Here is a 25,037-nt window from a genome sequence, read left to right as displayed (position 1 = left end):
GCAGGCTAGGGGCGGTCGAGCGTGCAATTGACGACGCCCGGCTGCTCCTGACGGGGGTGGCGGAGGACCGCCCGTTGCGGCTGCGGCTATGGTGCTGACAGTGAAGAAGAGAATCCTGATCGTCGGTCGCGGAACCGCCGGAACCGCGCTCGCCCGTGACATCGAACGACGCAGCGACTCGATCGTGGCCGGATTCCTCGACGACCGCGCGGTCGGTCCCGACGTTCTCGGCGGCCTCGACGACGTCAACGAGGTGGTCGCGACTCACGCGATCGACCTCGTGTACTTCGCGATCCCCTCCATCGACGCCCGCACCATCCGCGACTTCCTGGGCACCATCGTGCTCGGCGACGTCGAGATCGCCGTCATCCCCCGCACGTACGAGATCCTCACCAAGGACACCGTCGATATCGACGACCTGACGGATGTCGACGTGCTCGACCTCGTCGGGCGGGAACCGGTCAAGCACGACCTGCTGTCGTCGCGCGAATTCATCGAGGGCAAGCGGATCCTCGTCACCGGGGCGGCGGGTTCCATCGGCTCGCGGCTCGTGCACCAGATCGCCACGATGAACCCGGAGTCGGTCGCCTGCGTCGACTGGTGGGAGAACGGCATGTTCGCCCTGTCGGAGGAGCTCGGCTCGGATCCGCGGATGAGCTTCCACATCGCCGACATCAAGAACGAGCCGCTGCTCGACAGGCTGTTTTCCGAGCACACCCCCGACGTGGTCTTCCACGCCGCGGCCTACAAGCACGTTCCGCTCATGCAGGCCAATCCGCTCGAGGCCGTCAACAACAACGTCTGGGGCTCGCTCAACCTGATGCGCCTCGCGATCCGGCACCGCACCGCGCACTTCGTGATGGTGTCCACCGACAAGGCGGTCAACCCCGTCAACGTGATGGGCGCGACCAAGCGCATCGGCGAGATGATGATGGCGTCCCTCGCCGCAGAGTCGCCGACGACGGCATTCAACGCGGTGCGGTTCGGCAACGTCATCCAGAGCAACGGCAGCGTCATGCAGACCTTCCGTGCCCAGATCGCCGCGCGCCAGCCGCTCACCGTGACCCACGAAGACATCACCCGCTACTTCATGACCATCGATGAGGCGAGCCAGCTCATCATCCAGTCCGCATTCGCCGGGGAGCCGAGCGACATCTTCGTGCTCGACATGGGCGAGCCGGTGAAGATCCTCGACCTCGCGCGCAGCCTGGTGAGCGCGGTGGACCCGACCCTCGAGATCCGCATCGTCGGCCTCCGGCCCGGAGAGAAGATGTACGAAGAGCTGAGCTACGAGCCCGACAGGGTGGGTCGCACCGCCAACCCCAAGATCTTCGTCACCAGGGACTCCACCGGGTTCGACACCGTCGCGCTGATGGGTGCGGTCGACGCCCTCCTCGCCGATACCCTCGCGTACCGCATCGGCTCGGACGACGCGATCCGGCGGCTGCAGCAGATGGGCTTCGCGGTGCAGGCGTGGTCGAGTGAGGTCCTGGCCTAGGTGAGGGTCCTCGTCACTGGTGCCACCGGGAGGATCGGGCGGGAGCTGGTGGCCGCGCTGGAGCACGACCCCGGTATCGAGATCGTGCAGTCCAGCCGCACCGCGACCACCGGCGTCCGGCTCGACATCGCCGACCATGCAGACGTGCAGCGCGTCGTTGCCGAGGTGCGCCCCGACGCCATCGTGCACCTGGCCGCGGTGCTGGCCGGTGAGTGCGACCGCGACGAGGCGCGGGCGGTCGCCGTCAACGTCGACGCCGTGCGCGCACTCGCCGCTGCGGCCGCCACGGCCGGAGTGCGGAGGATCGTCCTGGCGTCGACCGCTGCCGTCTACGGCGACCGGGCTCTCGTGCCCCTCAGCGAATCAGCGCCCCTCGCCCCGTCGTCGCTGTACGGGCGCACCAAGGAGCAGGCAGAAGTCATCCTCGGCGATGCTGCGCGCGCCGGTGGACCCCAGGCGGTCATCCTCCGCATCTTCAACGTGTGGGGTGCGGGGTTCCCCGACTCCCTCGCGACACGCTCCACCGGCGGTGCGCCGGGGGAGGAGCTGCGTTTCCGGGGGCGATCGACCTTCGTGCGCGACTACGTGCACGTCGACGACGTCGTCCGCGCCCTCGCCGCCAGCGTTCTCGCGCCGCTCGTCGACGCCGTCACCACCGTGAATATCGGCAGTGGGATAGCGACCTCGAACGAGGCGCTCATCGCCCGCGCGGAGCTCGTCGGCGTTCCGTACACGGTCACCGACGGCAGTCCGAGCTACAGCGTCGCCGACATCGGCCGCGCCCGTGCCCTCATCGGCTTCGACCCGACCCGCGCTCCGTGACACCGTAGGCTCGTCGCGTGCGAATCATCAGCGGCCCCAGGAGACTGGTCACCAAGCTCATCCGCGGTCCCAAGCGGTTCGTCAAGAAGACCATCAAGGACCGACTGCTGGCCGGGCGGTTCGCGTCCCGCGTCTTCGGCCGCGATACCCCCCTCGCCGGCGAGGCAGTGGTGCTCATGTGCCTGTGGAACCGTCCGGCGCGATTGCGGGAGACGCTCGCACTGCTCGACGCCCAGGACTACGCGGGCGGCGTGCGGCTCTACCTGTGGAACAACAAGCGCCGCGACCACCCCCTCTACCTGCGCGCACTCCGGGAGTACGTGGCCGACGGCGGCACCACCAGGGTCGAGCTGGTCAAGTCGCCGTTCAACCTCGGGTCGATCGCCCGATTCTACTGGGCACGCAAGCTCGCACTCGCTGGATATACCGGCCCCGTCATCGTCATCGACGACGACGAGAACTTCGACGAGACCTTCGTCTCCACCGCCATCGCGCACTACCGGCCGGAGGCCGTCACCGCCTGGTGGGCTTTTTTCATCGGCGTGAGCTACTGGGAGCGCGGCTATTCCGTCGTCGGCGGCCAGGTCGACCACATCGGCCCGGGCGGAATGGTCTGCGCCGCCTCAATCTTCCTCGACGACGAGTTCTTCACCCAGCTTCCCGACCGGTTCTGGCTGATGGACGACATATGGCTGAGCCACTACGCCAAGACCCGCGGGCTCACCCTGGCCAAGCTCCCCGTCGAGATCACCATGGTGCTCGAGGAGACGAACCAGTACCACTCCATGGTCGCGGTCAAGGAGGAGTTCTACCGCTACCTCAACCCCGGCACGATCTGACCGGGGCTCCGCTGTTCCGTGAGGGCCGCTCCATGAGGTGCCCCCGAACGGGGGCGTAGGGCGCCCTGCCCGGGGCTCTGCCACAATAGGGCGGGAGGCGAACCAGGTTCGCCGCGAATCCAGAAAGCCGATATCCCCATGACTCTTGTGATGACCATGATGGTCCGCGACGAAGCGGACGTCATCTCGGCCTGGCTCGATCATCACCTCGCCCAGGGCGTCGATATGTTCGTGATCACCGACAACGCGTCGGTCGACGGCACCACCGAGATCCTCGAAGAATACGCCTCGCGCGGCCGCATCGACCTGCGTCACGACCCGGAACACCGCAAGCAGCAGGGCACCGTCGTCACCCGGATGGCCCGTGATGCGCACACCATGCACGGTGCCGACTGGGTAATCAACGCCGATGCAGATGAATTCTGGATGCCGCGTGCCGCCGGCCGCACCCTCAGTGACGTGTTCGCCGAGATGCCGACCGCGTACCGCAGCTTCACCGTCGCGGTCACCGACATGATCGGGGCCCCCGCTCTCGAGGGCTCCGGCCTGCAGCGCCTCACCTACCGTGACCTACGCCCGGCGAATGCCATGAAGAAACTGGGCCTGCTCGACCATGCCACCCCCGTGGCCGTGCACGTCGGAGACCCCGACGTCATCGTCTCTCAGGGCAACCACCTGGTGAGCATCGAAAGCAAAGGGGAGCCGGGCGACGACCTCGCGATCGACGTGCTGCACTTTCCGTGGCGCTCCTGGTCGCAATTCAGCCGCAAGGTCGAGGTCTCGGGGCGCGCCTACGAGAGCAACCCGCACCTCACGCCGAGCGCCAACCACCACGGCATGCGCGACTACGGCCGGCTCAAGCGCGGAACGCTGCTTCCCTACTACGTGATGCGCCACCCGGCCGGCGACGAGCTCGCCCAGGGCATCCTCGACGGGTATTTCGTGCCCGATTCCCGCATTGCCGACAGTCGGCCATCCCCGGTGGCCGACGTCGCGATCGACCCGGCGCTGGAGAAGGTCGCGCGCGCACTGGGTCGTGAACTCCATTCCGTCGCGGCGAAGGTCGACCGGCTGGAGCCGGAACTCGCCGCCGCGACCGCGAGGGCGGCTGCCGACGAGGAGGCAAGGCGGGGCCAGAGCGCCACCATCCTCGAGCTCGCCATCGAGCGCGACAACCTGGTCGCGGAACGCGATGCGCTGCGTGCCGACCGCGACGCCGTAGCCAGCCGGCTCTCCGAGGCGGAACGGCTGCTGCGCGAGAGGTTCACCGACCGCGCCCTCCGCGTCATGCGCGGCCGGGCCATCCGTGCCAGGTCGGCGCTGCGCCAGCGCGGCCGGTCGGGCGTATAACCGCGGGGTCGTAGTATGGACGACGCGCCGCGGGGGTACCATCCCCGGCGCGATCGTTGCGTGACCACTTGTGGTCCTGCCGATCCGGCTCCAACGGAAATGATGTGATTCGTGTCGACTGCCCAAGATCGCCTGACCAGACTGTCAGAGCAGCCCATGGTCAGGGTGGGCGGACCCGCCCCCGGCTTCAGCGGCACCATCTCATCGTTCGTCGAGATCTTCCGGCAGCGCGAGATGCTCGGCCTGCTCGTCAGGCGCGACCTCAAGGCCCGGTATAAGGACAGCGCGCTCGGCTTCGTCTGGACCCTGGTTCGCCCCATCACGCAGCTGGTCATCTACTACGTGGTGCTCGGCAACTTCCTCGGCGCCGCCCGTGGCATCCCCGACTTCGCGGTCTACATCTTCACCGGCCTCGTCGCCTACGGGCTGTTCAGCGAGATCGTGGTGGGGGCGACCGCGTCGATCGTCGGCAACGGCGGCCTGATCAAGAAGATCTACCTGCCGAGGGAGATCTTCCCCCTCGCGAGCGTCGGGTCGTCGCTGTTCAACTTCATGATCCAGCTGGTGATCCTCATCGCCGCGACCATCGCCGTCGGCCACTTCCCGTGGACCATCGAGCTGCTGTTCGCGATCCCCTCGCTGTTGATCCTCGTGCTGTACGGCACCGCGTTCGGCTTCCTGCTCTCGGCCGCGAACGTGTACCTGCGCGACATCGGCTACCTCGTCGAGGTCATCATCCTCATCATGTTCTGGGCTTCGCCCGTCGTGTACTCGTGGCAGATCGTGCGCGACCAGATACCGACCGCGTGGATGCTCGAGGTCTACACCAACAACCCGGTCACCCTCGCGGTGCTCGGATTCCAGCGCGCGTTCTGGACCAGCGGGCACGACATCGTCGAGTACCCGTCCGAATTGCTGCTGCGCCAGGGTGTCGCGATCTTCGTCGGACTCATCCTCCTGGTCGCATTCCAGCGTGTCTTCGCGCGCCTGCAGGGCAACTTCGCCCAGGAGCTGTAGACGGATGCCGCTGAGCACCCGCACTCCCCGGGGACACGCGCCCCACGACCGAATAACAGCAAGGTGAGTACCGTGTCGACGAATATGGCCCCAGCGAGAGTCCCCGCCCCCGTGATCGTGTCGGTGGACGGCGTGTCGAAGCGCTTCGTCATCCGCAAGGACAATTCGCTCAAGGAACGCATCGTCACGCTCGGCCGCGTCGGCAAGAAGCACCGCGAAGAGTTCTGGGCGCTGCGCGACGTGAGCATCGAGATCGAAGCGGGCAAGACCATTGGACTGATCGGGCACAACGGCTCGGGCAAGAGCACCCTGCTTAAGGTCATCGGCGGCATCCTCGATCCCACCAGCGGCACCGTGGCACGCCGCGGCCGCATCGCCGCGCTGCTCGAGCTCGGCGCCGGCTTCCACCCCGACCTCACCGGTCGTGAGAACGTGTTCCTCAACGCCTCGGTGCTCGGGCTCAGCAGGACCGAGACCGAGGACCGCTTCGACGACATCGTCGACTTCTCCGGCATCGGCGACTTCATCGACACGCAGGTGAAGTTCTACTCCTCCGGCATGTACGTGCGACTCGCGTTCGCGGTCGCCGTGCACACCGACCCCGACCTGTTGCTGGTCGACGAGGTGCTCGCGGTCGGCGACGAGGCGTTCCAGCGCAAGTGCATGGACAAGATCAAGGAGTTCCAGAGCGAGGGGCGCACCATCGTGCTCGTGTCGCACTCGCTCGGGTCGGTCGCCGAGCTCTGCGACCGCGCCGTGCTGCTCAACCGGGGCGAGGTCGTCTTCGATGGCAATGCACCCGACGCCGTCGCGGCATTCCGCGACATCCTCGAGGATCGCCGGGTCGATGACGCCGAGCGCACCCATGACGACGCCGCCCTCGCGGGGCACGTGCTCGCGGCATCCGCATACCCCACCGGGGGAGTCGACGGCGACCCGGTCAACCCGGGTGACGACGTGACGATCTCGGTCACGGTCAGCCATGACACCGGCCTCGCCGAGTGGATCTGCGCGATCCAGATCGACACCCCCACCGGGCAGGCCGTCTACGGCACCACCACCAAGCGACTCGGCGTCTCGATGCCGCCGCTGCACGGCTCGCGCACGGTGGAGTTCACCCTCCGCGAAGCGATGTTCGGAGCGGGCAAGTACTTCGTCAACGTCTCGCTGATGGACTTCGCCGGGCGCCACCTGCACGACGCACCGCAGGCCTGCTCGTTCAACGTTCCCTACTACCAGCTCGCGGTCGGCACCGTGCACGCGGTGCCCGAGTTCCAGGATCTGGGCGCCACCACGTAGGCACCGCAGGACCGGGCTACCGGGTACGCGAAAAGGCTGGGCGCGAGAGATGCGCCCAGCCTTTCGTCATTCCCGGCCGGAGCCGACCCAGGCTAGCTCGGGGTGCGGCGGATGCCGAGGCGGCTGAGCGCCTTTGAGCCGAGCGACACCACGCCGCCCTGCTGCACGTAGTGCCGCGCCAGGGCGATGTCGCGCGCAATGCCCTTCGGCATGGTGCCGATCTCGTGGTAGAGCGCGGCGGCATCCTGATCGGTCGACGCGCGACCCCGGCCGCGCTTGGCGGTGCTGGTGGTGTTGGTGATGACTCGGTCAGGGGCGGGCTGGGGGTCGTGGCAGAACGCGACCAGCGGGGCGAGCGCCTTCTCCCAGGTGAACTCCTGGCGCACGACGCCGACCGCCTCGCGCGCGGCGGCGATGGCCTCCTCGTCGTAGAGCATGCTCTCAATCGCCGCGGCGAGGCCGTCGACGTCGCGCTCCACCACGGCCACGCCGAGGCCGTCCGAGGCGACGAGGTCACCGAAGCTGTCGCCACGCGTGGTGACGATCGGCAGCTTGGCCCACATGTAGTCGAGGATGCGGGTGCGGAACGACAGCGTCGTCTCGATGTGGTCGAAGTGCGTGCTCACGCCGAGGTCGGCTTCGAGCAGGTAGTTCTGCCGGTCGTCGAGCTGCACCCACTGCTCGTTGAAGAACACGTTCTTGCCGGCGACGCCGAGGCGGTCGGCGAGTTCGCGGGTCTTCGACACGATGGCCATCTCTGGCACGTCGGGGTTGGGGTGCGCGACGCCGAGGAAGAACAGGCGAACGTCCGGCCGGGTCTCGGCGAGCTTGGCGATCGCCCGCACCAGGGTGAGGGTGTCGAACCAGTTGTACATGCCCCCGCCCCAGATCACGACCTTGTCGTCATGGCCGATGCCGGGCACGACGCCGCGAATGGCATCACGGGTGTGCTCCGGGTCCTTGGAGTCCATGCCGAACGGGGCGATCGCGATCAGCTCGCGCAGGTTCTCGTCCGACGAGTAGGTGTCGGGGTTGATGCGGCCGAGGCCGGCGAGCTGCCCGAGCCAGAACAGGCGCTGGCGCTCGGATGCGCAGAGGAAGAAGTCTCCGCGCAGCAGCTGCTGGTTGAGCACGTCGGTGGCCGACGACACCTGCGCACGCCACTGGTCGGTTCCCCATTCGCGGCCCTGCTCGAGCTGCTCGAGGTGCATCGGGTCGTACAGGTCGACGACCATGATCTTCTTCGTCTCGCGGATCACGGCGAAGTGGTGCATTGCGTGGCCCTGGAAGATGATGACGTCGGCCCACTCCTCGTGCACGCCCATCGCGCGCTCGTTGCCGAGCGGCACCCGGTCGACCTCGAAGGTGGTGGATGCCCGGTTGGCGCGGTTCCACGAGACCAGGCGCACGTTGTTGTGTGCCGCGAGGGCCTCGCTGACCTTCCAGGCCCGAAGCGCGGGCCCGGCCATCTTGTGCCCGATCGCATCGCCGGTGATAACCAGCACGTTGCGGCGCTCGGTCGCCCCGCCGATATCGAAGGCGCCGGTGACGTCGCTGAGCCCACCGAGGAACGACGGGTGGTCGAACAGCGGCCGGAACATGTCGCCGAACAGGCGGAACAGCTCACGGTCGGTCTTGGTGCGGCGGGCCTGCAGGTCGGCGCGCACCGGAGCGAGTTCGGCGACGTCGGAGACGAAGCGGTCGAGCGCGAACAGGCCGGCGACGGTTTCCTTGGCGACCGGGATGTCGGGGTCGAACTCGTCATCGGCGCCAGTGAAGCGGCGGATGTCGAACATCTCGGAGTCGAGCCCGCTCTTGGCGACGGCGCGGCGCGCGAGCATCGACATGGCCGCGGGGAGGAACGATCCGAGGTTCTCCTCCGACAGGTTCTTGTACATGAGGTACAGCGCGTTGCGCTCGAGCAGGTACATCTCGCGGTACTGGCCGAAGCTGCGCATCGATCCGTGATGCTTGTGCTGCACGACGGATTCCGGTGCGAACCGCACGCGGTAGCCGAGCAGGTTGAGTCGCCAGCCGAGGTCGACATCGTCGTAGAACATGAATAGCTTCTCGTCGAAGCCGCCCACCTGCGCGAAGACGTCGGCACGGACGAACAGCGCGGATCCAGTGCCGAAGAGCAGGTCCTTCGGCTCGTCGAAGCGGCCGTCGTCCTTCTCGGTCACGTGCTCCTTGTACCCCATTCCGAACCAGGTGAGGCTGCCGGTGACGAAGTCGATCGACGTGCCGTCCCAGTCGAGCACCTTGCTGCCGACCGCGGCGACGGTGGGGCTGACCGCGAACTGTCCGATGGCGGCGCGAATCCAGTTGACGTCAGGCTTCGCGTCGCTGTTGAGAAAGGCAACGATCGATCCGGTGGCCTCGCGTGCACCCAGGTTGCTGCCCCCGGTGAAGCCCAGGTTCTCCGTCGATTCGACGACGCGCACGGTGTCGTCGCCCGCTGTCGCGGCCTGGAGGCGGGCCAGGTTGTCCCCCCCTGAGCCGTTTTCGACCACGATGACCTCGAGCTGCTCGCGCGGCCAGTCGACGCGGCTGAGGTGGTCGAGGCATTCGAGGGTGTCGTCGACGCCCCGGAAATTGACGATGACGACCGAAACACGGTCGGAAGTTGTGCGCTGCACCAGATGTACTCCAGGAAGGGTCGAACCCGTCTCGCCGAAGGCGGGGGGCTGATCGGTCGGTTCAGCGTATCCGACCCCGCGGGGGTGGTCAGGGGTATGCGCGGGCTCGGCGCATTTCGCCCCCGAGGGCGGCCGCAACCTGGGCCGCCCTTGACACGCCCCGTATGCTTCTAGGGATAACACTCGGGGGAGTTTAAAAATATGGGTAATTCGGGGGACAATTCGGCGTGGGCATCCGGGGGGATGGTCACGAGACATACCGTCATGCGTTCGGCGAGGCGCTGGGTGGCATTCGCCGCCGCGCTCGTCGTCGCCGTGTCGATGCTCACCGTGGCGGGGGGAACGGACCGCGCTGAAGCGGCGGACGCGAGCGACTTCGACGCCGGCATGATCATCAGCGACGCCAAGTTCTACGACGGAACGGCCATGGGCGTCAACGAGGTGCAGTCGTTCCTCAACAACCGGGTTGCGACCTGCCGGGCGACCACAGGCCCGACCTGCATGAAGTCGTACCGCACCGACATCCCGGAGCGCGCGGCACGCGCCGACCGCTGCCAGGCCATCCCGGCCTCGAAGAACCAGACCGCGGCGCAGGTCGTCTACACCGTCGGCCGGGCCTGCGGCATCAGCCAGAAGGTGCTGCTCGTGCTGCTCGAGAAGGAGCAGGGGCTCGTCACCGCCACGGCGCCGACCGAGAGCAAGTACCGCATCGCGACCGGCTTCGGCTGCCCGGACACGGCCGCCTGCGACACCAACTTCTACGGCTTCTTCAACCAGGTCTACTCTGCCGCCGCGCAATTCAAGACCTATGCGGCGACGCCGTCCAGCTGGCGATACCGCGCGGGAACCACGGTCGCCGTCGGCTACCACCCGAGCGCCTCGTGCGGCTCAACCAACGTGACCATCCGCAACCAGGCCACCGCCGGGCTGTACATCTACACCCCGTACGTGCCCAACGGCGCATCGCTCGGCAACCTGTACGGCTCCGGCGACGGGTGCTCGAGCTACGGAAACCGCAACTTCTGGCGCCTGTTCACCGACTGGTTCGGGTCGTCCACCGACGGCGTCAAGCCCATCGGGGGCATGGATGCCACGCAGAATGACAACGGACAGATCCAGGTCAACGGCTGGGCGATCGACCCCGACGTCACCACCCCGATCGGCGTGCACGTCTACGTCGACGGCAAGGCCGCGGCGGTGACCACGGCGAACGCCAGCCGTCCCGACGTCGGCGCCGCCTACCCGCGCTACGGCAACAACCACGGCATCAACACCGCCATCACCGTCGCCACCGGGCGCTACAACGTCTGCGCCTATGGAATCGACGCCACCGGCGAGGACAACACCCTGCTCGGGTGCCAGGTCATCTCGGTCGTGAGCAAGTCGCCGTACGGGGGGATGAACGCGTTCTCCACCCAGTATTCCGGCGCCATCACCGTGAACGGCTGGACCATCGACCCGGAGACCAACGCGGCGATCGACGTCGACGTCACGGTCGACGGCGTCGCCGTCGGGCGCACCAAGGCCAACGCCAACCGGCCAGACGTCGGCCGGGCTCACCCGCAAGCCGGGCCGCTGCACGGCATCAACTACACGGTGCAGGCGAACCCCGGGGCACGGCGCGTCTGCGCGACGGCGCTCAACACCGGCAAGGGCTTCAACGTGAACCTCGGCTGCCAGACGGTGAACGTCGACAACCTCGCCCCGTTCGGTGGCATGGACGTCACCACCGCGCACCGCTCGATCACGGTCAACGGGTGGACCATCGACCCCGAAACCACCGCACCCATCGCCGTGCACGTCTACGCCAACGGCAAGGCCGTCGGCGTGACCACCGCCTCGGCCAACCGGCCGGACGTCGGCCGCGCGCACCCCAAGTTCGGGGCGGCGCACGGCATCAACGCCACGTTCGCGCTGGCGCCCGGCGTGCAGAACGTCTGCGCCTACGGCATCAACATCAGCCGCGGCGAGAACACGCTGCTCGGCTGCCAGACGGTGACCGTCGTCGACCTGTCGCCGTTCGGCGGAATGGATGCCGCGGTCGAGGGCAACGACATCCGGGTACGTGGCTGGACCATCGACCCCGACACCACGGGCGCCATCGACGTGCACGTGTACTCGAACGGGCGCCCGGTCGCGGTCACCACCGCGAACACGTTCCGTCCCGACGTCGGCGGGGTCTACCCGAAGTTCGGCAACCAGCACGGAATCGACACCAGGTTCGCCGGCACGCGGGGATCGCAGAACGTGTGCGCGTATGGCATCAATGTCGCCCAGGGAACGAATAGCCTTCTCGGGTGCCAGACAGTGACCGTGCCATAGCAACACCACCCATAACCGCCCGCGGAGGCAGCGTGCCACGGCACGCTCGCCTCCGCGACGCGGTTAACCGGTGGGTCGAGCCGAGGGCGTCCGGGCTGCCGAACCTCGCCGTCGTCACGGTGATCCCGTCGCTTCTGATCGTCGCGGCCGTAGTGCTCATCGCCCTCGGTATCTCGGGAACCTCCGGCGGGGTCTACTGGGAGACCTTCGGCCTCGGCGTCGACCCCGCGCTCATCGCGGGGGAGGCGCGCGGCATCCGCAGCGACGAATGGCTCGTGCAGTCCAGCTGGATCGTGTCGCAGGTGCAGCAGGGCTTCCCGGTCGTGAACCAGACCCTCCCCGGGGGGATGGACGCGACCATCCAGAACGACCTCCCCACCTCCGACTGGTCGACGGCATTCCGGCCGCACGTCATCGGGTTCCTGTTCCTCTCCCTCGACAGCGGAATGGCCGTGCGCTGGTGGTTGCCCGTGCTGGCGGTCGTGGTGGCGGGCTACCTGTTCGTGGTGAGCCTGCTGCCGCGGCATCCATTCTCGGCGCTCGCCATCGCCGTTGGCATGCTGCTGTCGCCGATCGTGCAGTGGTGGCTGCTGCCCACCACGCTGTGGCCGCTCGCCTTCGCGTTCCTCACCATGACCACCATCGTGTGCGCGTACCGAACGCGGCGACGCTGGGTGAACTGGACGCTGGCCGCGGCAAGCGGATACGTGGCGGTAGCCATGGCGATGAGCATCTACGTGCCGTTCATGGTGCCCGCGGTGATCGCCGTGCTGTTCTTCGCGGTCGGTGCGATGGCGCAGCAGTGGCCAGGAGGCCGCGGCAGCCTGTGGCGGGTGCTGCGCCCGCTTGTGCCGCTGGCCATCGCGGCCGTGGCCGCGGCGGGAGTGCTCGCTCTCTGGGTCGTCACGCGGCTCGACACCGTCGACGCCGTCACCTCGACCGTGTACCCGGGGGAGCGGCTCGAGGTTCCCGGGCAGCTCGACACCGTCGACGAGGCGGTCGCGCTGTTCAGTGCGCCGTTCCAGCGGGTGCTGCTCTACGACCTGTCGGCGCCACTGGCCCCCAACCAGTCGGAGGCGGCCGCTCCGCTCATGCTCGCGGTGTTCCTCATTCCCGCGTTGCTCTGGGCGGCGTCGCGGCGCGCATCGGCAGACCGTCGTAGCCGCGACCTGCGCATCGTCGCGGTCGTCGCATCCATTCTCTTCGTCGGAGCATTCCTGCTGCTGCCCGCCTGGGATGCCGTGGCCCACCTGGTGCTCATCGACCGCACGAGCCCCGCGCGCATCAGGATGTTCTTCGTCATCGCCGGCGTCGTCGGCCTCGTGCTGCTGCTGCGCCGGCTGCAGGCGGAGCGCCGCCGGGTGCCGTGGGTCATCGCCGTGCTGTCGGCGCTGCTCGCCGTGGCCGCCAGTCTGATCGTGTCGGCATCGCTCACGGGCGACGGATCGCAGATACCCGCCGCCGGCCGCGCCTGGGTGGTCAGCACCGTGCTGCTCGCGCTCGCCGTGCTGGCCGCGAGCCGGGCCCGCCCGCTGCTGGCGAGCCTGAGCCTGCTGGGTGCCACCGCGATCGTGGCGTGGGGCGTCAACCCGCTGTACGACGGGGTCTTCGACCTGCGGGAGACCGACGTCGGTGAAGACGTCGCGGCCATCTCGGCGGCGGACCCGGACGGGCGCTGGGTCGGCATCGGCGGATACGTGCCGACGGCCGTGCTCGTGCAGAGCGGCGTGCCGGCATATAACGGCGTACAGACCTACCCGCCGGAGGAGATGTGGGACGCCATCGACCCGACCGGTGAGTACGAGGAGCAGTGGAACCGGCTCGCCAACGTCAACTGGGCGATAGCCGACGGTGAGCCCACCGTGCTCAACCCGGTGCGCGACCAGATCGTCGTGACGTTCGACTCGTGCAGCGACTTCGCCGGGGAGAACGTGGAGTTCGTGTTGTCCGACCTCGACCTCGGTTCGCAGGAATGCCTCGGCGAGGTCGCCGTCGCCACCGAGGGGCCGTCGACAATGCGCATCTACGAGGTCATCGACGAATCTGGGCCGCGCCGATGAGGGCCGCCCAGCTCAGTCAGGTGCCGCGCACCGACGGTGGGCTCTCGGCGGCCCGGCACTCGGCAGGTCGCACGGTGGCGCGGCCGTGGGCGGCCCTCACGATTGCCTTCATCGCATTCTTCCTCGCGTGCTCCGCCTGGTCACTCGCCACCCCGATCTCCGGCGGCCCAGACGAATCAGGACACATCATGAAGGCCGCCGCCTCGGCCCGCGGCATGTGGACCGGAACCGCGACGGTGAATCCGGGAATCGAGCAGTTCGTACTCCCCGCGAATGTCTCCGACGTCGGAGGAGAGCGCACGTGCTTTGCATTCAATGCCGAGCGATCCGCAGCCTGTGCGCCGTCCCTGTCAGACGCACCGGCGGCTGACGTCGTGGTCGAAACCGGCGTCGGATCGTACAACCCGCTGTACTACGTGCTCGTGGGATGGCCATCACTCTTCCTCTCCGGCGAGATCGCGGTCTATGGCATGAGGATTGCCAGCTCGGTCCTGACGGCACTGTTCCTCACCGGTACCCTCTGGGCCGTTCGACGGATTTCGGCCGCCCCATACGCTGCGGGAGGGCTGCTCGTCGCATTCACCCCGATGGTCTACTTCCTCGGCGGGGTGATCAACCCGAATGGGGTGGAGGCGGCAGGAACAGCCGCATTCGTCGCGTGCCTCTGGCTGGCCCTCTCCTCGCGGCGTGCGCCGCTCGCCGCGATAGCGGGGGTCGCCGCGTCGGCCGCGCTGGTCGCCAACCTCCGCGCCACGTCACCGCTGTACCTGGCGCTCGCAGCCATCGCCGTCATCACCGCCGTCGGCTGGCCCCACGCCGTCGCTTTCATCCGTCGTCGGGCTGTCATCGTCATGGCGGTTCCCGCACTCGCCGTGGCTGGTCTCGGTGCATTCTGGACTCTGGGCATCGGCCTAAACGCCGGGTTCATTCCATCGTCCGGTGCAGAACGCGATGATCCGGCGACGGCATTTCTCACGACACTCGGCAACTCGCTGGATTATGCCCGACAGTTCATCGCGACCTTCGGCTGGCTCGACACCCAGGTTCCGGGATGGATCCATGCCGTCTGGCTCCTCCTCATCGGCGTCACCATCGCTGGCGCCCTTCTCGTTGTCCGCGGTCGGCGCATGGCTGCGGTTCTCATCAGCCTCGCAACGCTGGTTCTGCTGCCCGCGATCATCCAGGCCCCGACCGCTGCGGACTACGGCTACATCTGGCAGGGCAGGTACTCCCTGCCACTGTTCGCCACCCTCATCATCGTCGCGACCCTGGCAACGGCGACCACCGTGCGTCGAACCCCACACCGTCTAGGCCTGTGGGCGCTGGTCGCCGGGACGGTGGCCCTCACTGTCGCCCACATCGCGGCATTCCTCTACGTTCTGCGACGCTACGTGGTGGGAGTCGACGGCAGCTTCCTGAACGCGCTCGTCACGCCAGAGTGGTATCCGCCGCTCGGGTGGCTCCCGTCAGTGGTGCTCTGCCTCCTGGGTGCCCTCGGAGTTGCGCTGGCGGTAATGGCCCCGACAGTGACCCAGCTCTTCGAGGGGCAATCCGTGCCGCGGCATGCATCCCGGCGCCAGGGCGCACGCTCTACCGAGGCACCCACCGCGACCCCGGAACGGACACCATGATGACGGCGGCCATTACACAGCGGCAGCAGACCGGCAACGGAACACGGGAGATGACGCGCGCTCGTGTCACCCAGGCAGTGGTCGTGGCCGCGGCAGCGATTGCCCTTCTCGTGATCAGCGTCGTCGCGGGCCGCGGCTACCCGCAGATCACCATCTTCGACGAGGCCGTTCACTTCGACTACATCGTCAAACTGGTCGACGAGCGCACCCTCCCGACGGTCGCCGACACGCTCTCGCCGGAAACCCTCCGGGAGATCGCGTGTCGCGGCACCGAGACGACGTGCGCCACCCAGCTGCAGAACTCCGACATCCCGGTGGCCGGTGTCAACTACGTGCTGATGTACGGGCCCATCTATTACGGGCTGGTCGCACTGTTCAGCGCCCCGTTCTCGGCCCTCACCGGCGTCAGCCTGTTCGACAGCGCAAGGACGGCCACCTCGCTACTGACCGCCATCGGCGGCGTGCTGTTCCTCCTCGCCGCCCTGCGACTCGGGGCGCGTAAGGGCGCGGCGGTCGGGCTGCTCCTCGCCACGGCCACCGCGCCGCTCGCGCTCCTGCAGGGCGCCACCATCTCGCCCGATTCCATGGGGTTGCTGTTCGCGGGAGCAATCTGCCTCGCCGCGACCGCGCGTGGCTCGTGGCGCCGCCGGATGGTCATCGTCGTGGTGATCTGCTGCCTGGCAGCACTGAACAAGGCCAACTTCATCCCATTGGCCACCGCAGGAATCTGGCTGGCGACGATCGCGCCCACCGATGACGGGGATTGGCGTCTCGACTGGGCCGACCGCTGGAAGAGCTATGTCATCGGAGTCGCCGCATCGGTGCTGCCGCTCGTAGCGCAGTACGCCTACAACTCCTGGCGGGTGTCCTACCTTCCGGACGGGGTCCCCGCCGACGGCGGGCTGAACGACATCCTGTACACCGACAGGACCCTCTTCTCGGTGGTCGCCGATGGCACCATCCAGCTCATGCAGCCCATCCATGACAGCGGTTTTCCTGCGGTGCCCGAGCTGTGGGCAGTGGGCGCGCTGCTCCAGGCCCTGATCTTCGGTGGGGCATTCGCGCTCGTGCTGATGTCGGGGGCGGCACCCACGTCACGCATCAAGGCCGTGGCCATCGCGGGCACGGCGGGCCTCGCGCTGTCGTTCGTGTTCCTGCCGGTCACCTTCTACGTGCTCTACCACTCGATCGGCACCCAGTCGCGGTACGGCCTGCCGATCCTGATGCTGCTCGCCATCGCCGTGGTGGCGAGTATCCGGGGGCGCGCGGCGTCGTGGTTCCTACTCGCGGCGGGCATTGCCGTGTACGGCTGCACGGTGTACTTCGCGTTTCAGTGAGCGGCGATCGAACCCTGCGGACTACGCCTCGCGGAACACCCAGCGTCCGTACGTCACGTAGCGGAATACAGTCGCGACTCCCTGCCCGATGAACGTGCCCCACAGGTTGTCGGAGACGGGGTCGGCGAGGCCGAGCACGTAGCGGGAGAAGCCGAGGCATCCCAGCTGCAGGAGAATCGCGATGACGTTGATCGCCGCGAAGATCGCGAACTGCCGAACGCTCGACCCGCCCGTGCGGTCGCGATAGGTGAGGAACCGGTTGCCGACGTAGGTGCCGACCGTGGCGAGGCCGATCGCGATGATCTTCGCGAGGAGCGGCAGGTCGAAGAGCGGACCGCTGCCATTCCAGTACACCAGCACGTTGAACGTGACGGCGTCGATCACGAATCCGAGGCCACCGACGATGAGAAAGAGAGTCGCCCGGCGCGCATGCGCCTTTCCGCCGTCTCGACTGATGTGATGCTCCGGTCTCTCGTGCGTCGCCGCGCCCAGAGTGTGGGCGTCAAGTAGTCTGTGGTGGCCGTCAGCGGCGCATCCGACCATACATGGCCATGTGCCACAACCGAACCACCCGTCGAGGAGACACGTGCACGACTCTGAGCAGCCATCGATCGTCGCGATCGTGCCGTGCCACAACGAAGCCCTCGCGATCGCCCAGGTCATCGCCGACCTCAAGGCCGCGGTGCCCGAGATGGTCATCTACGTCTACGACAACCGCAGCACCGACGGTACCGATGAGGTCGCCCGACGCGCGGGCGCCGAGGTGCGCTACGAGAACATCAAGGGCAAGGGCAACGTCATCCGCCGCGCCTTCGCCGACATCGACGCCGACATCTACGTGATGATCGACGGCGACGACACCTACGACGCCACCGCTCTGCCCGGCATGATCCGCGAACTCCGAGAGGGTCCGCTCGACCACGTGGTCGGCGTGCGCAAGCAGGTCACCACCACGGCGTACCGCCCGGGGCACTCGTCGGGCAACAAGGCGTTCAACGCCCTGGTGAGCTGGGTGTTCGGCTACCGCGTCAACGACATGCTCAGCGGCTACCGGGTCTTCTCCCGCCGGTTCGTCAAGTCATTTCCCGCAGTCTCCCGCGAGTTCGAGGTCGAGACCGAGCTGACGGTGCACTCGATGAACCTCCGGGTACCGCAGTCCGAGGTCGAGGTCGGGTTCAAGGACCGCCCGGAGGGCAGCGAGAGCAAGCTCAACACCTACCGCGACGGGTTCAAGATCCTGCGCCTGATCGCGAGCCTCGTACGCAACGAACGTCCGTGGATGTTCCACGGCCTGGCCGGCGGCGTGGTCTTTCTCGTCTCGCTCATCCTCGGCATCCCGATCATCGCGGAATTCGTGCAGACCGGGCTGGTTCCCCGCTTCCCGACCGCCGTGCTCGCATCGTCGCTGGCCATCATCGCCGTGCTCATCTGGCTGCTCGGCCTCATGCTCGACGGCATCGCCAAGTCCCGGCGCGAGAGCTCACGCCTCACCTACCTCGCGCTGCAGGCGCCGCCGTTCCAGGCTCCGCGGGGGCAGGCCGCCCCGACAGACGGTCGTGTCGCCGACGCGCACGAGTCAGACCCCCGCGCCTACGACCGCGTACCGGTGCGCCGCGCCGAGCCGAATGCGGGTCGCTGACCCATGGCAGACCTGAGAACGGGCGTCGTCTCCGTCGTCCTCGTCAACTTCCGCGGAACCGACGACACCATCGAGGCGGTCTCCTCGCTGCGGGCCCTCGACTGGCCGACCGACCGGCTCGAGATCGTCATCGTCGAGAACGGGTCTGGCGACGACAGCGCCGAACGCCTGCGCGTGCTCGGACCCGACGTCACGCTCGTGGAGTCTGCGGACAACCTCGGGTTCGCCGGGGGCTGCAACCTCGGCGTGCGCCACAGCTCTGGCGAGGTCGTGGCGTTCCTCAATAACGACGCCAAGCCCGACGCCCAGTGGGTGCGCGCCGCCATGGCCCGGTTCTCGCAGTCACCGTCGGTGGGCGGCGTCGCGAGCCGGGTGCTCGACTGGGACGGCGAACTGGTCGACTACATCGGCTCCGCGATGACCTGGTACGGCATGGGCTACAAGCCGTTTACCGCGGACCCCGTGCCGAAGAACTACGCCGAGCCCGGCCGCGTGCTGTTCGGCACCGGATCGGCGATGTTCGTGCGCCGGTCGGTGTTCGATCAGCTGGGCGGCTTCGACGAGAGCTACTTCATGTTCTTCGAGGACGTCGACCTCGGCTGGCGGCTCAACCTGCTCGGCTACGTCTTCGCGTACGAGCCGGCGTCACTGGCGTACCACAAGCACCACGCGTCGATGAAGACGTTCGGCCAGTTCAAGGAGCAGTACCTCCTCGAGCGCAACGCGCTGTTCACCCTGTACAAGAACCTGTCGGCCGAGAACCTCGCCGAGGCGCTGCCCGCCGCGATGGCCCTGTCGGTGCGCCGCGGAATGTCGAAGACCACCCTCACCTCCGACTCGCTCGACCTCCGCAAGGCAGGCGGCGACACCGAAGAGGAGCTCCTCACCCCCAAGGTGCTGCTCTCCAGCGTGTTCGGGCTTGACCAGTTCGTCGAGCACCTGCCGACCCTGTCGGCGTCCCGCCAGGTCGTGCAGTCCACCCGCCGGGTCAGCGACGCGCAGGTCTGGAAGCTGTTCGGCTACGCCGACGCCCCGGTCATCCAGAACGAGTACTTCCTCGAGGGCTACGAGAAGATCGTCACCGCGTTCGACGTGACCGAGCGCCCGCCGTCGACCAATGTGCTCATCATCACCGGTGACCCGATCGGCGCGAAGCTCGCCGGTCCCGCGATCCGTGCCTGGAACATGGCCGTCGCGCTGTCTGCCGACAACGACGTCACGCTGGTCAGCCTCGCCGGCGTCGAGGCGCTCGCCGCGCCGTTCGAGCTCGCCCACGTGCGTGCCGGGGACGACCGGGCATTCTCGAAGTTCGAGAAGGACGCCGACATCATCATCTTCCAGGGCCACGCCATGGCGGTGTTCCAGGTGCTGCGCACGACCGACAAGATCCTCGTGATCGACATCTACGACCCCATGCACCTCGAGCAGCTCGAGCAGGCACGCGAACTCGCGCCCGCCGTGTGGACCCGCCAGGTCTCCGACGCGACCGAAGTGCTCAACGAGCAGCTCGCCCGCGGTGATTTCTTCCTCGCGGCATCCGAACGCCAGCGGCACTTCTACCTGGGGCAGCTCGCCGCCCTCGGTCGAATCTCGCCCGCCACCTACACCGACGACCCGCACCTCACCGGACTGGTCAACGTCGTGCCGTTTGGGCTCGACCGCATCCCGCCCGTGCACAAGCGCGCCGCGATGAAGGGCGTCATCCCCGGCATCGGGGCCGACGACAAGGTGCTGCTGTGGTCGGGCGGACTGTACAACTGGTTCGACCCCGCCACCCTCATCGAAGCGGTCGCGCTGGTGTCGGTGGAGCACCCCGAGGTCAAGCTGTACTTCCAGGGCACCAAGCATCCACACCCCGGCGTTCCCGAGATGCGCGTCGTCGCCGACAGTCGCGCCCTCGCCCGCCGGCTCGGCGTCTACGACAGCAACGTGTTCTTCAACGACTCGTGGGTCGACTACTCCGAGCGCCAGAACTTCCTCACCGAAGCCGACGCGGGTGTCAGCACCCACCACTCGCACATCGAGACCACGTTCTCGTTCCGCACCCGCATCCTCGACTACCTGTGGGCGGGCCTGCCGATGGTGGTCACCGAGGGCGACGTCTTCGCCGACCTCATCGAGAAGGAGAACCTCGGCTACGTCGTGCCCGACAGCGATCCGGAGGCCCTGGCCGACGCCATCCGCTCGGTGCTCTTCGACACCGACCGGCGCGCGGCCATCCTCGAGAACGTGCAGCGCGTGCGCGAGCGGTTCTACTGGGACGTCGTGATGGAGCCGCTGGTGGCATTCGTCGCCGACCCGCACCCCGCGCGCGACCGCGCCAACGGTGCCCCCGCCCTCGGCGCCGGCGCGCGACCGCGGCAGCGCCAGCGCAAGTCGGGCCTGCGCCACAACGCGGGACTCGTGGTCTTCTACATGCGCAACGGCGGTCCGGTGCTCGTCGCCAAGAAGGTGCGCTCGCGCCTCAGCAAGCGCTGATGGCCGCGGCGCGCTCGAGGGGCGCAGCACCGGGGCGTGTACCAGGGGCCCGCGTCTCGGTTGCGCTGTGCACCTATAACGGTGCGCGGCACATCGCCGAGCAGCTCGAGAGCATCCTCGCGCAGACCCGGTTGCCCGACGAGGTGGTGGTCTCCGACGACGGCTCGAGCGACAACACGCTCGCCCTGGTGCGCGCGGCGACGGCCGGCGCCGCAGCTCGGGGCATCACCGTGCGGGTGCTCGCCGCAGGGGATTCTGCGGTGGGCGAGCCTCACGAGCGCGGCGTCACCGCCAATTTCGCCCGCGCCATCTCCGCGTGCAGCGGCGACATCGTCATCCTCTGCGACCAGGACGACCGCTGGCACCCCACCCGCGTCGCGGAGGCGGTCGCGGCATTCGATCGCGACCCCGCGCTGCTGTTCCGGCACGAGAACGCCCGCCTCGTCGACGAGAGCGGGCAGCCGCTCGGCACCACCCTCTACGAGGCGCTCGGCATCACCGACGCCGACCGGCGAGCCATCGCGGCGGGCGGGGCATTCGACGTGTACCTCCGGCGCAACCTCGCGACCGGGGCCACCGTCTCGTTCCGCCGGTCGCTCTACGACATCGCCGCGCCCCTGCCCCTGGAGTGGGTGCACGACGAGTGGCTCGCGATCGTGGCGGCGGCGGTCGGGGTGACCGGGGGAGCGGACCGCCCGGCCGCCGATGCGAGCACTGCGGGTGTGAGCGCGGTCGAAGCATCCACCGCCACCAACGTCGACTACCGGCAGCATTCCACCAACGTCATCGGGGTGGCCGCGCCGACCCTGCGATATCGGATCGAACGGATGCTGGCCACGCCGAGTGACCGCACCGCCATACTGGCCGCGCGTTCGAGGGTGCTGGCGAACCGCCTCGCGTCGCTCGATGGCGTCGGGCCTGGGCCGCGCGCCGCGGCCCGCGCGAAGGCGGAATTCGAGTCACGCCGTGCCGTGCTGCCCCCGTCACCCGTCGCCCGCGCGCTCGGCATCCTGCGGCTCGCTCGTACCGGCGGGTACTCGCGGTTCGCGAGCCAGGGCCGGCTCGACATGGTGCGCGACGCGCTGCAGCGCCCGGGGCGCCGCTCGCGCTAGCGGTACGGCCTGCCAGTACCGCGCGCTGCCGCTACGGCCTGGTGCTGCCGCCGCGACGGTGTGGCGTCAGCCGGTGGTCTCGGGCAGCCGGGCGCGCCAGCTGAGGTCCTGCGAGGCCTTGATGGCGCAGATCACCAGGGTCAGCCAGCCGAACTCGACCAGCACCGAGCTTTCGGCGAACGAGATGCTCACGAGCACCGTGAGCATGAGCGCGAGCCACAGGTAGACGATGCTGCGCTTGTTCGCCGCGAGCAGCCAGGAGCGCACGAATGCGAGTCCCATCAGCGCGATGAACGCGCACAGCCCGACGAGGCCGAGCTGCAGGAGCACGTCGATGTAGGCATTGAGCGCGGTCTCGCGCGGCACGAACGGCGAGTCCAGCGCGATGTATGGAGGAAGCTCCCGTCGCCACCAGCCGATCCACCCGAAGCCCTCGAGCGTGTTCTGGGGGGTCAGCGACAGGATGCGCTGCCAGAGCCCGTACCGCACCTCGAACTCGCTTCCGGCGTTGAGCAGTGCGACAACGCGACCGCGACCGGCGAGCAGCCCCAGCAGCGCGATCACCGTGGCGACGAGCAGCACCACCTGTCCGGCGCGGCGAGCCGTGGCATCCACCCGCCGCAGCAGCACGAGGGCGCCGGCGGCGACCGAGGTGACCAGAAGCACGCCATAGGTCACCGGCGACTGCGTGAACAGGATCGCGAGGCTGGCCAGCGCGATCGACCCGACGGCGACGGGCGTCGGAACCGACCGGCTCAGCAGCTCGACGACGAACGTGACGAGGGCCATCACCGCGACGAGTCCGAGCTGGTTGCGGGTGCCGAGGAGCCCCTGGATGGGGCCGCCGACGTCGAGCGCGCCGGCGATGTTGAGGAACCGCACCGGGGTGTCGAGCAGGATGCCCGCGATGACCTCGATCACAAGCGACGCCGCGAGCACCACCCGCAGCACGTCGCCGAACGCCCGCACGATCTGGATCAGGTCCCGGGTCAGCGCGATGTACACCGCGAGGAACGCGACGCAGAACTGGTACAGCACCGACCCGAGCGCCGCCCACTGGTACTCGGTGAACAGGATCGAGACGCCGCTCCAGCCCAGGAACACCAGCAGCGAGATCGGCAGTAGGCCCCGCCACTCGGTATCGCCGCGACGGAGGGTGATGGATGCCGCGGCCAGCAGCACCAGCACGACCAGGCCCGCGATCAGCGCGGGCCAGCCCATGACGCCGCGCACGGTGTGCGAGAGGAACAGCATGCCGATCGCCGTGAGGGTCAGCGCCTGCGCGAACGCCGGTGACCGGAGCACGCTGACGGCGGAGACCACGAGCTGGGGTCGGGACGGCAGGTTCATCGCTCACTTACGGTACGGCATCGGGTGATGGCGGCCGGGGAGGGTGGGTGCTGCGGGGGTGCTGCGGGGGTGCGAAGTGCGGGGCTCGCGCGGTTCGCTACTTGCGGCGGTCCTCGACGACGACCTCGGTGCCGAGCGGCACGTGGCGGCCGAGCATTGCTGACTTGGTCGTGACGGCGAGCATGACGAGAAGCATCCACCCGCCCTCGCTGAGGATGCGGCTCTCGGCCAGCGACTGCACGAGCAGCGCGGTGAGCAGCAGCGGGGCGAGCAGCGAGATCGTCGAGAAGCCCCCGGCGTCGGTTGCGCTGCTCGGCAGGCGGTCGGTGGCGAGGAAGAACGCGCGGATGCCGGTGCTCACGATGAGCACGCCGAACACGACGAGTCCGATCACGCCGAGCTGCAGCCAGACGTCGAGCCACGCGTTGTGCGCATGCAGCTGGGCGACCCCGTTGCGGGTCACCAGGCCGTCGAACGGGGCCACCCACGGCGCCCAGAAGCTGATCCAGCCCCAGCCGGCAGCGGGGCGCTGTTCGGCGAGACCGATGACGGCGTCCCAGATGCCGAGGCGTCCGGTGAGGTCGGCGCTCTTGCCGAGCGCCTCGAGGATGAGCGGGCGGGCGATGAGCGCCGCGCCGATGCCGGCTGCCGCGATGGCCGCGCCGACGCCGTAGACCGCGAGCCGCGCGCGGCGGGTCGACGCGCGGCGCATCACGAGCAGGAACACGCAGACCGCGATGACGGCCGCGAGTCCGAGGGTGATGGTGGCGGAGCGGGTGAGGGCGATGGTGACGATGGCGAGCAGCATCCACAGCACCCCGGCTGCCCTGCGCACGGTTCCGGCCGCGAGCTGCACCCCGAACACGATGAGGCCGAGCAGCCCCGCCATGGCGAGCAGGCTGGACGAGCCGACGATGCCCTGCACCGGGCCGCCCTCGAGCAGCAGGTTGCGTGACCAGAACAGCAGCAGCGGCGGGTCGACGCGGTCGGCTCCGGTGACCCAGACCGGAAGCACCGGTGCCCGCACGATGAGCGCCACGACGAGCTCGAAGAGCAGTGAGAGGGCGAGGATGCTGCGCAGCGCGAGCCCCAGCGTGCGCAGGCGTTCCCGCGGCGTGAGGAGCAGTGCCGCCGGCAGCACGACGGCGGTCGTCGCGAGCTGCAGCACCACGGCGATCGCGGTCTCGCGCGGGTAGAACGACCACGCCGTACTCGCGGCGGCGAGGGCGAGGAACCCGAGCAGCGGCCACGGAAGCACCCCCATCGTGATGCGGTCGCGGGTGCGCCGCTGGTCTCGAACGATGAGCACGATGGATGCCACGACCATCGCCAGCACGACGGCGCCGAAGCCGTACCAGCTGATGGAGTTGCGCACCGCGTCTGGCGCGAGGCCGATGAAGAACACCGCTGCCGCGAACGCCACGAGGGGCCGTCGGCTGGGCGTCGTGGTCATCCGGCTACGTTACCGCCGCGGTGCTGTGCGGCCGTGCGGGGGTGCGGTGGGTGCGGTGTGCGGGGTGCGGGGGTGAGGTAATGCGGTGGGTGCGGTAATGCGGTGGGTGCGGTAATGCGGTGGTGCGGGTGCGGGTGCGGGTGCAGGTGCGGGGTGGGGTGGCGCGGGGCCGCGGGGTGCGATGGCCGACT

The 25,037-nt window shown here is 68.4% G+C and carries 17 protein-coding genes; 13 read left to right on the top strand and 4 right to left on the bottom strand.

Annotation, left to right across the window (positions count from 1 at the left end; all coding sequences use genetic code 11):
* Positions 1 to 100 precede the first annotated feature (100 nt).
* The 6 genes from G5S38_RS06270 (at position 101) to G5S38_RS06245 (ending at position 6,825) form a co-directional block, all read left to right on the top strand.
* Positions 101 to 1,498: a polysaccharide biosynthesis protein gene (locus tag G5S38_RS06270; RefSeq protein ID WP_165065985.1), complete on the top strand. Its 1,398-nt coding sequence runs from the start codon at positions 101 to 103 to the stop codon at positions 1,496 to 1,498.
* Positions 1,499 to 2,320, top strand: a complete 822-nt coding sequence (locus tag G5S38_RS06265) for an NAD-dependent epimerase/dehydratase family protein (protein WP_165065982.1) — start codon at positions 1,499 to 1,501, stop codon at positions 2,318 to 2,320. It abuts the gene before it with no gap.
* 17 nt (positions 2,321 to 2,337) lie between these two features.
* The gene (locus G5S38_RS06260; protein ID WP_165065979.1) at positions 2,338 to 3,159 is read left to right on the top strand and encodes a glycosyltransferase family 2 protein; all 822 of its coding nucleotides are present in this window, start codon (positions 2,338 to 2,340) and stop codon (positions 3,157 to 3,159) included.
* 138 nt (positions 3,160 to 3,297) lie between these two features.
* The gene (locus G5S38_RS06255; RefSeq protein WP_235928936.1) at positions 3,298 to 4,509 is read left to right on the top strand and encodes a glycosyltransferase family 2 protein; all 1,212 of its coding nucleotides are present in this window, start codon (positions 3,298 to 3,300) and stop codon (positions 4,507 to 4,509) included.
* Positions 4,510 to 4,665: 156 nt separating this feature from the next.
* A complete protein-coding gene (locus G5S38_RS06250) occupies positions 4,666 to 5,526 on the top strand; it encodes an ABC transporter permease (RefSeq protein ID WP_165066066.1) in 861 nt (286 codons plus the stop codon).
* An 84-nt stretch (positions 5,527 to 5,610) separates the two neighbouring features.
* Positions 5,611 to 6,825 carry an ABC transporter ATP-binding protein gene (locus G5S38_RS06245; RefSeq protein WP_165065976.1) on the top strand — a complete coding sequence of 405 codons (1,215 nt, stop codon included), beginning with the start codon at positions 5,611 to 5,613 and terminating at the stop codon, positions 6,823 to 6,825.
* Positions 6,826 to 6,917: 92 nt separating this feature from the next.
* Here G5S38_RS06245 and G5S38_RS06240 read toward each other — a convergent pair whose 3' ends face one another.
* On the bottom strand, positions 6,918 to 9,464 hold the full coding sequence (locus G5S38_RS06240) for a glycosyltransferase (RefSeq protein WP_235928935.1): 2,547 nt from the start codon (positions 9,462 to 9,464) through the stop codon (positions 6,918 to 6,920).
* Between the two features lie 264 nt (positions 9,465 to 9,728).
* Here G5S38_RS06240 and G5S38_RS06235 point away from each other — a divergent pair, with 264 nt between their 5' ends.
* Genes G5S38_RS06235 through G5S38_RS06220 form a run of 4 tightly spaced genes read left to right on the top strand, consistent with a single transcriptional unit; the run spans position 9,729 to position 16,814 of the window.
* Positions 9,729 to 11,786 (top strand): hypothetical protein, encoded by a 2,058-nt coding sequence (locus tag G5S38_RS06235; RefSeq protein WP_165065970.1) that lies wholly within the window; start codon positions 9,729 to 9,731, stop codon positions 11,784 to 11,786.
* Between the two features lie 32 nt (positions 11,787 to 11,818).
* Positions 11,819 to 13,846, top strand: coding sequence for a DUF7657 domain-containing protein (locus G5S38_RS06230; protein WP_165065967.1), 2,028 nt, complete (start codon positions 11,819 to 11,821; stop codon positions 13,844 to 13,846).
* Positions 13,843 to 15,477, top strand: a complete 1,635-nt coding sequence (locus tag G5S38_RS06225; RefSeq protein ID WP_165065964.1) for a DUF2142 domain-containing protein — start codon at positions 13,843 to 13,845, stop codon at positions 15,475 to 15,477. Before G5S38_RS06230 ends, G5S38_RS06225 begins: the two co-directional genes overlap by 4 nt.
* A 50-nt stretch (positions 15,478 to 15,527) precedes the next feature.
* Positions 15,528 to 16,814 carry a glycosyltransferase family protein gene (locus G5S38_RS06220; protein ID WP_165065961.1) on the top strand — a complete coding sequence of 429 codons (1,287 nt, stop codon included), beginning with the start codon at positions 15,528 to 15,530 and terminating at the stop codon, positions 16,812 to 16,814.
* Positions 16,815 to 16,835: 21 nt separating this feature from the next.
* Here the strand turns inward: G5S38_RS06220 and G5S38_RS06215 are convergent, their stop codons facing one another.
* Positions 16,836 to 17,270, bottom strand: coding sequence for a GtrA family protein (locus tag G5S38_RS06215; protein ID WP_268921047.1), 435 nt, complete (start codon positions 17,268 to 17,270; stop codon positions 16,836 to 16,838).
* 130 nt (positions 17,271 to 17,400) lie between these two features.
* Between G5S38_RS06215 and G5S38_RS06210 the strand changes: the two genes are divergently transcribed.
* From G5S38_RS06210 to G5S38_RS06200, 3 genes are read left to right on the top strand one after another with little or no spacing between them, the layout of a single operon-like run.
* Positions 17,401 to 18,453, top strand: coding sequence for a glycosyltransferase (locus tag G5S38_RS06210; RefSeq protein ID WP_165065955.1), 1,053 nt, complete (start codon positions 17,401 to 17,403; stop codon positions 18,451 to 18,453).
* A gap of 3 nt (positions 18,454 to 18,456) precedes the next feature.
* The gene (locus G5S38_RS06205) at positions 18,457 to 20,931 is read left to right on the top strand and encodes a glycosyltransferase (RefSeq protein ID WP_165065952.1); all 2,475 of its coding nucleotides are present in this window, start codon (positions 18,457 to 18,459) and stop codon (positions 20,929 to 20,931) included.
* Positions 20,931 to 22,043, top strand: coding sequence for a glycosyltransferase family 2 protein (locus G5S38_RS06200; RefSeq protein ID WP_165065949.1), 1,113 nt, complete (start codon positions 20,931 to 20,933; stop codon positions 22,041 to 22,043). The genes G5S38_RS06205 and G5S38_RS06200 overlap by 1 nt, the downstream gene beginning before the upstream one ends.
* A gap of 66 nt (positions 22,044 to 22,109) precedes the next feature.
* Here the strand turns inward: G5S38_RS06200 and G5S38_RS06195 are convergent, their stop codons facing one another.
* Together G5S38_RS06195 and G5S38_RS06190 are read right to left on the bottom strand one after the other, a co-directional pair.
* A complete protein-coding gene (locus tag G5S38_RS06195) occupies positions 22,110 to 23,393 on the bottom strand; it encodes an O-antigen ligase family protein (RefSeq protein ID WP_165065946.1) in 1,284 nt (427 codons plus the stop codon).
* A gap of 97 nt (positions 23,394 to 23,490) precedes the next feature.
* Positions 23,491 to 24,846, bottom strand: a complete 1,356-nt coding sequence (locus G5S38_RS06190; protein ID WP_165065943.1) for an O-antigen ligase family protein — start codon at positions 24,844 to 24,846, stop codon at positions 23,491 to 23,493.
* Positions 24,847 to 25,037: the final 191 nt, after the last annotated feature.

This window comes from Marisediminicola senii (genome assembly GCF_011057645.1).
In the GTDB taxonomy this organism is placed as follows: domain Bacteria; phylum Actinomycetota; class Actinomycetes; order Actinomycetales; family Microbacteriaceae; genus Marisediminicola; species Marisediminicola senii.
This window is presented reverse-complemented; position numbering and strand designations above follow the sequence as displayed.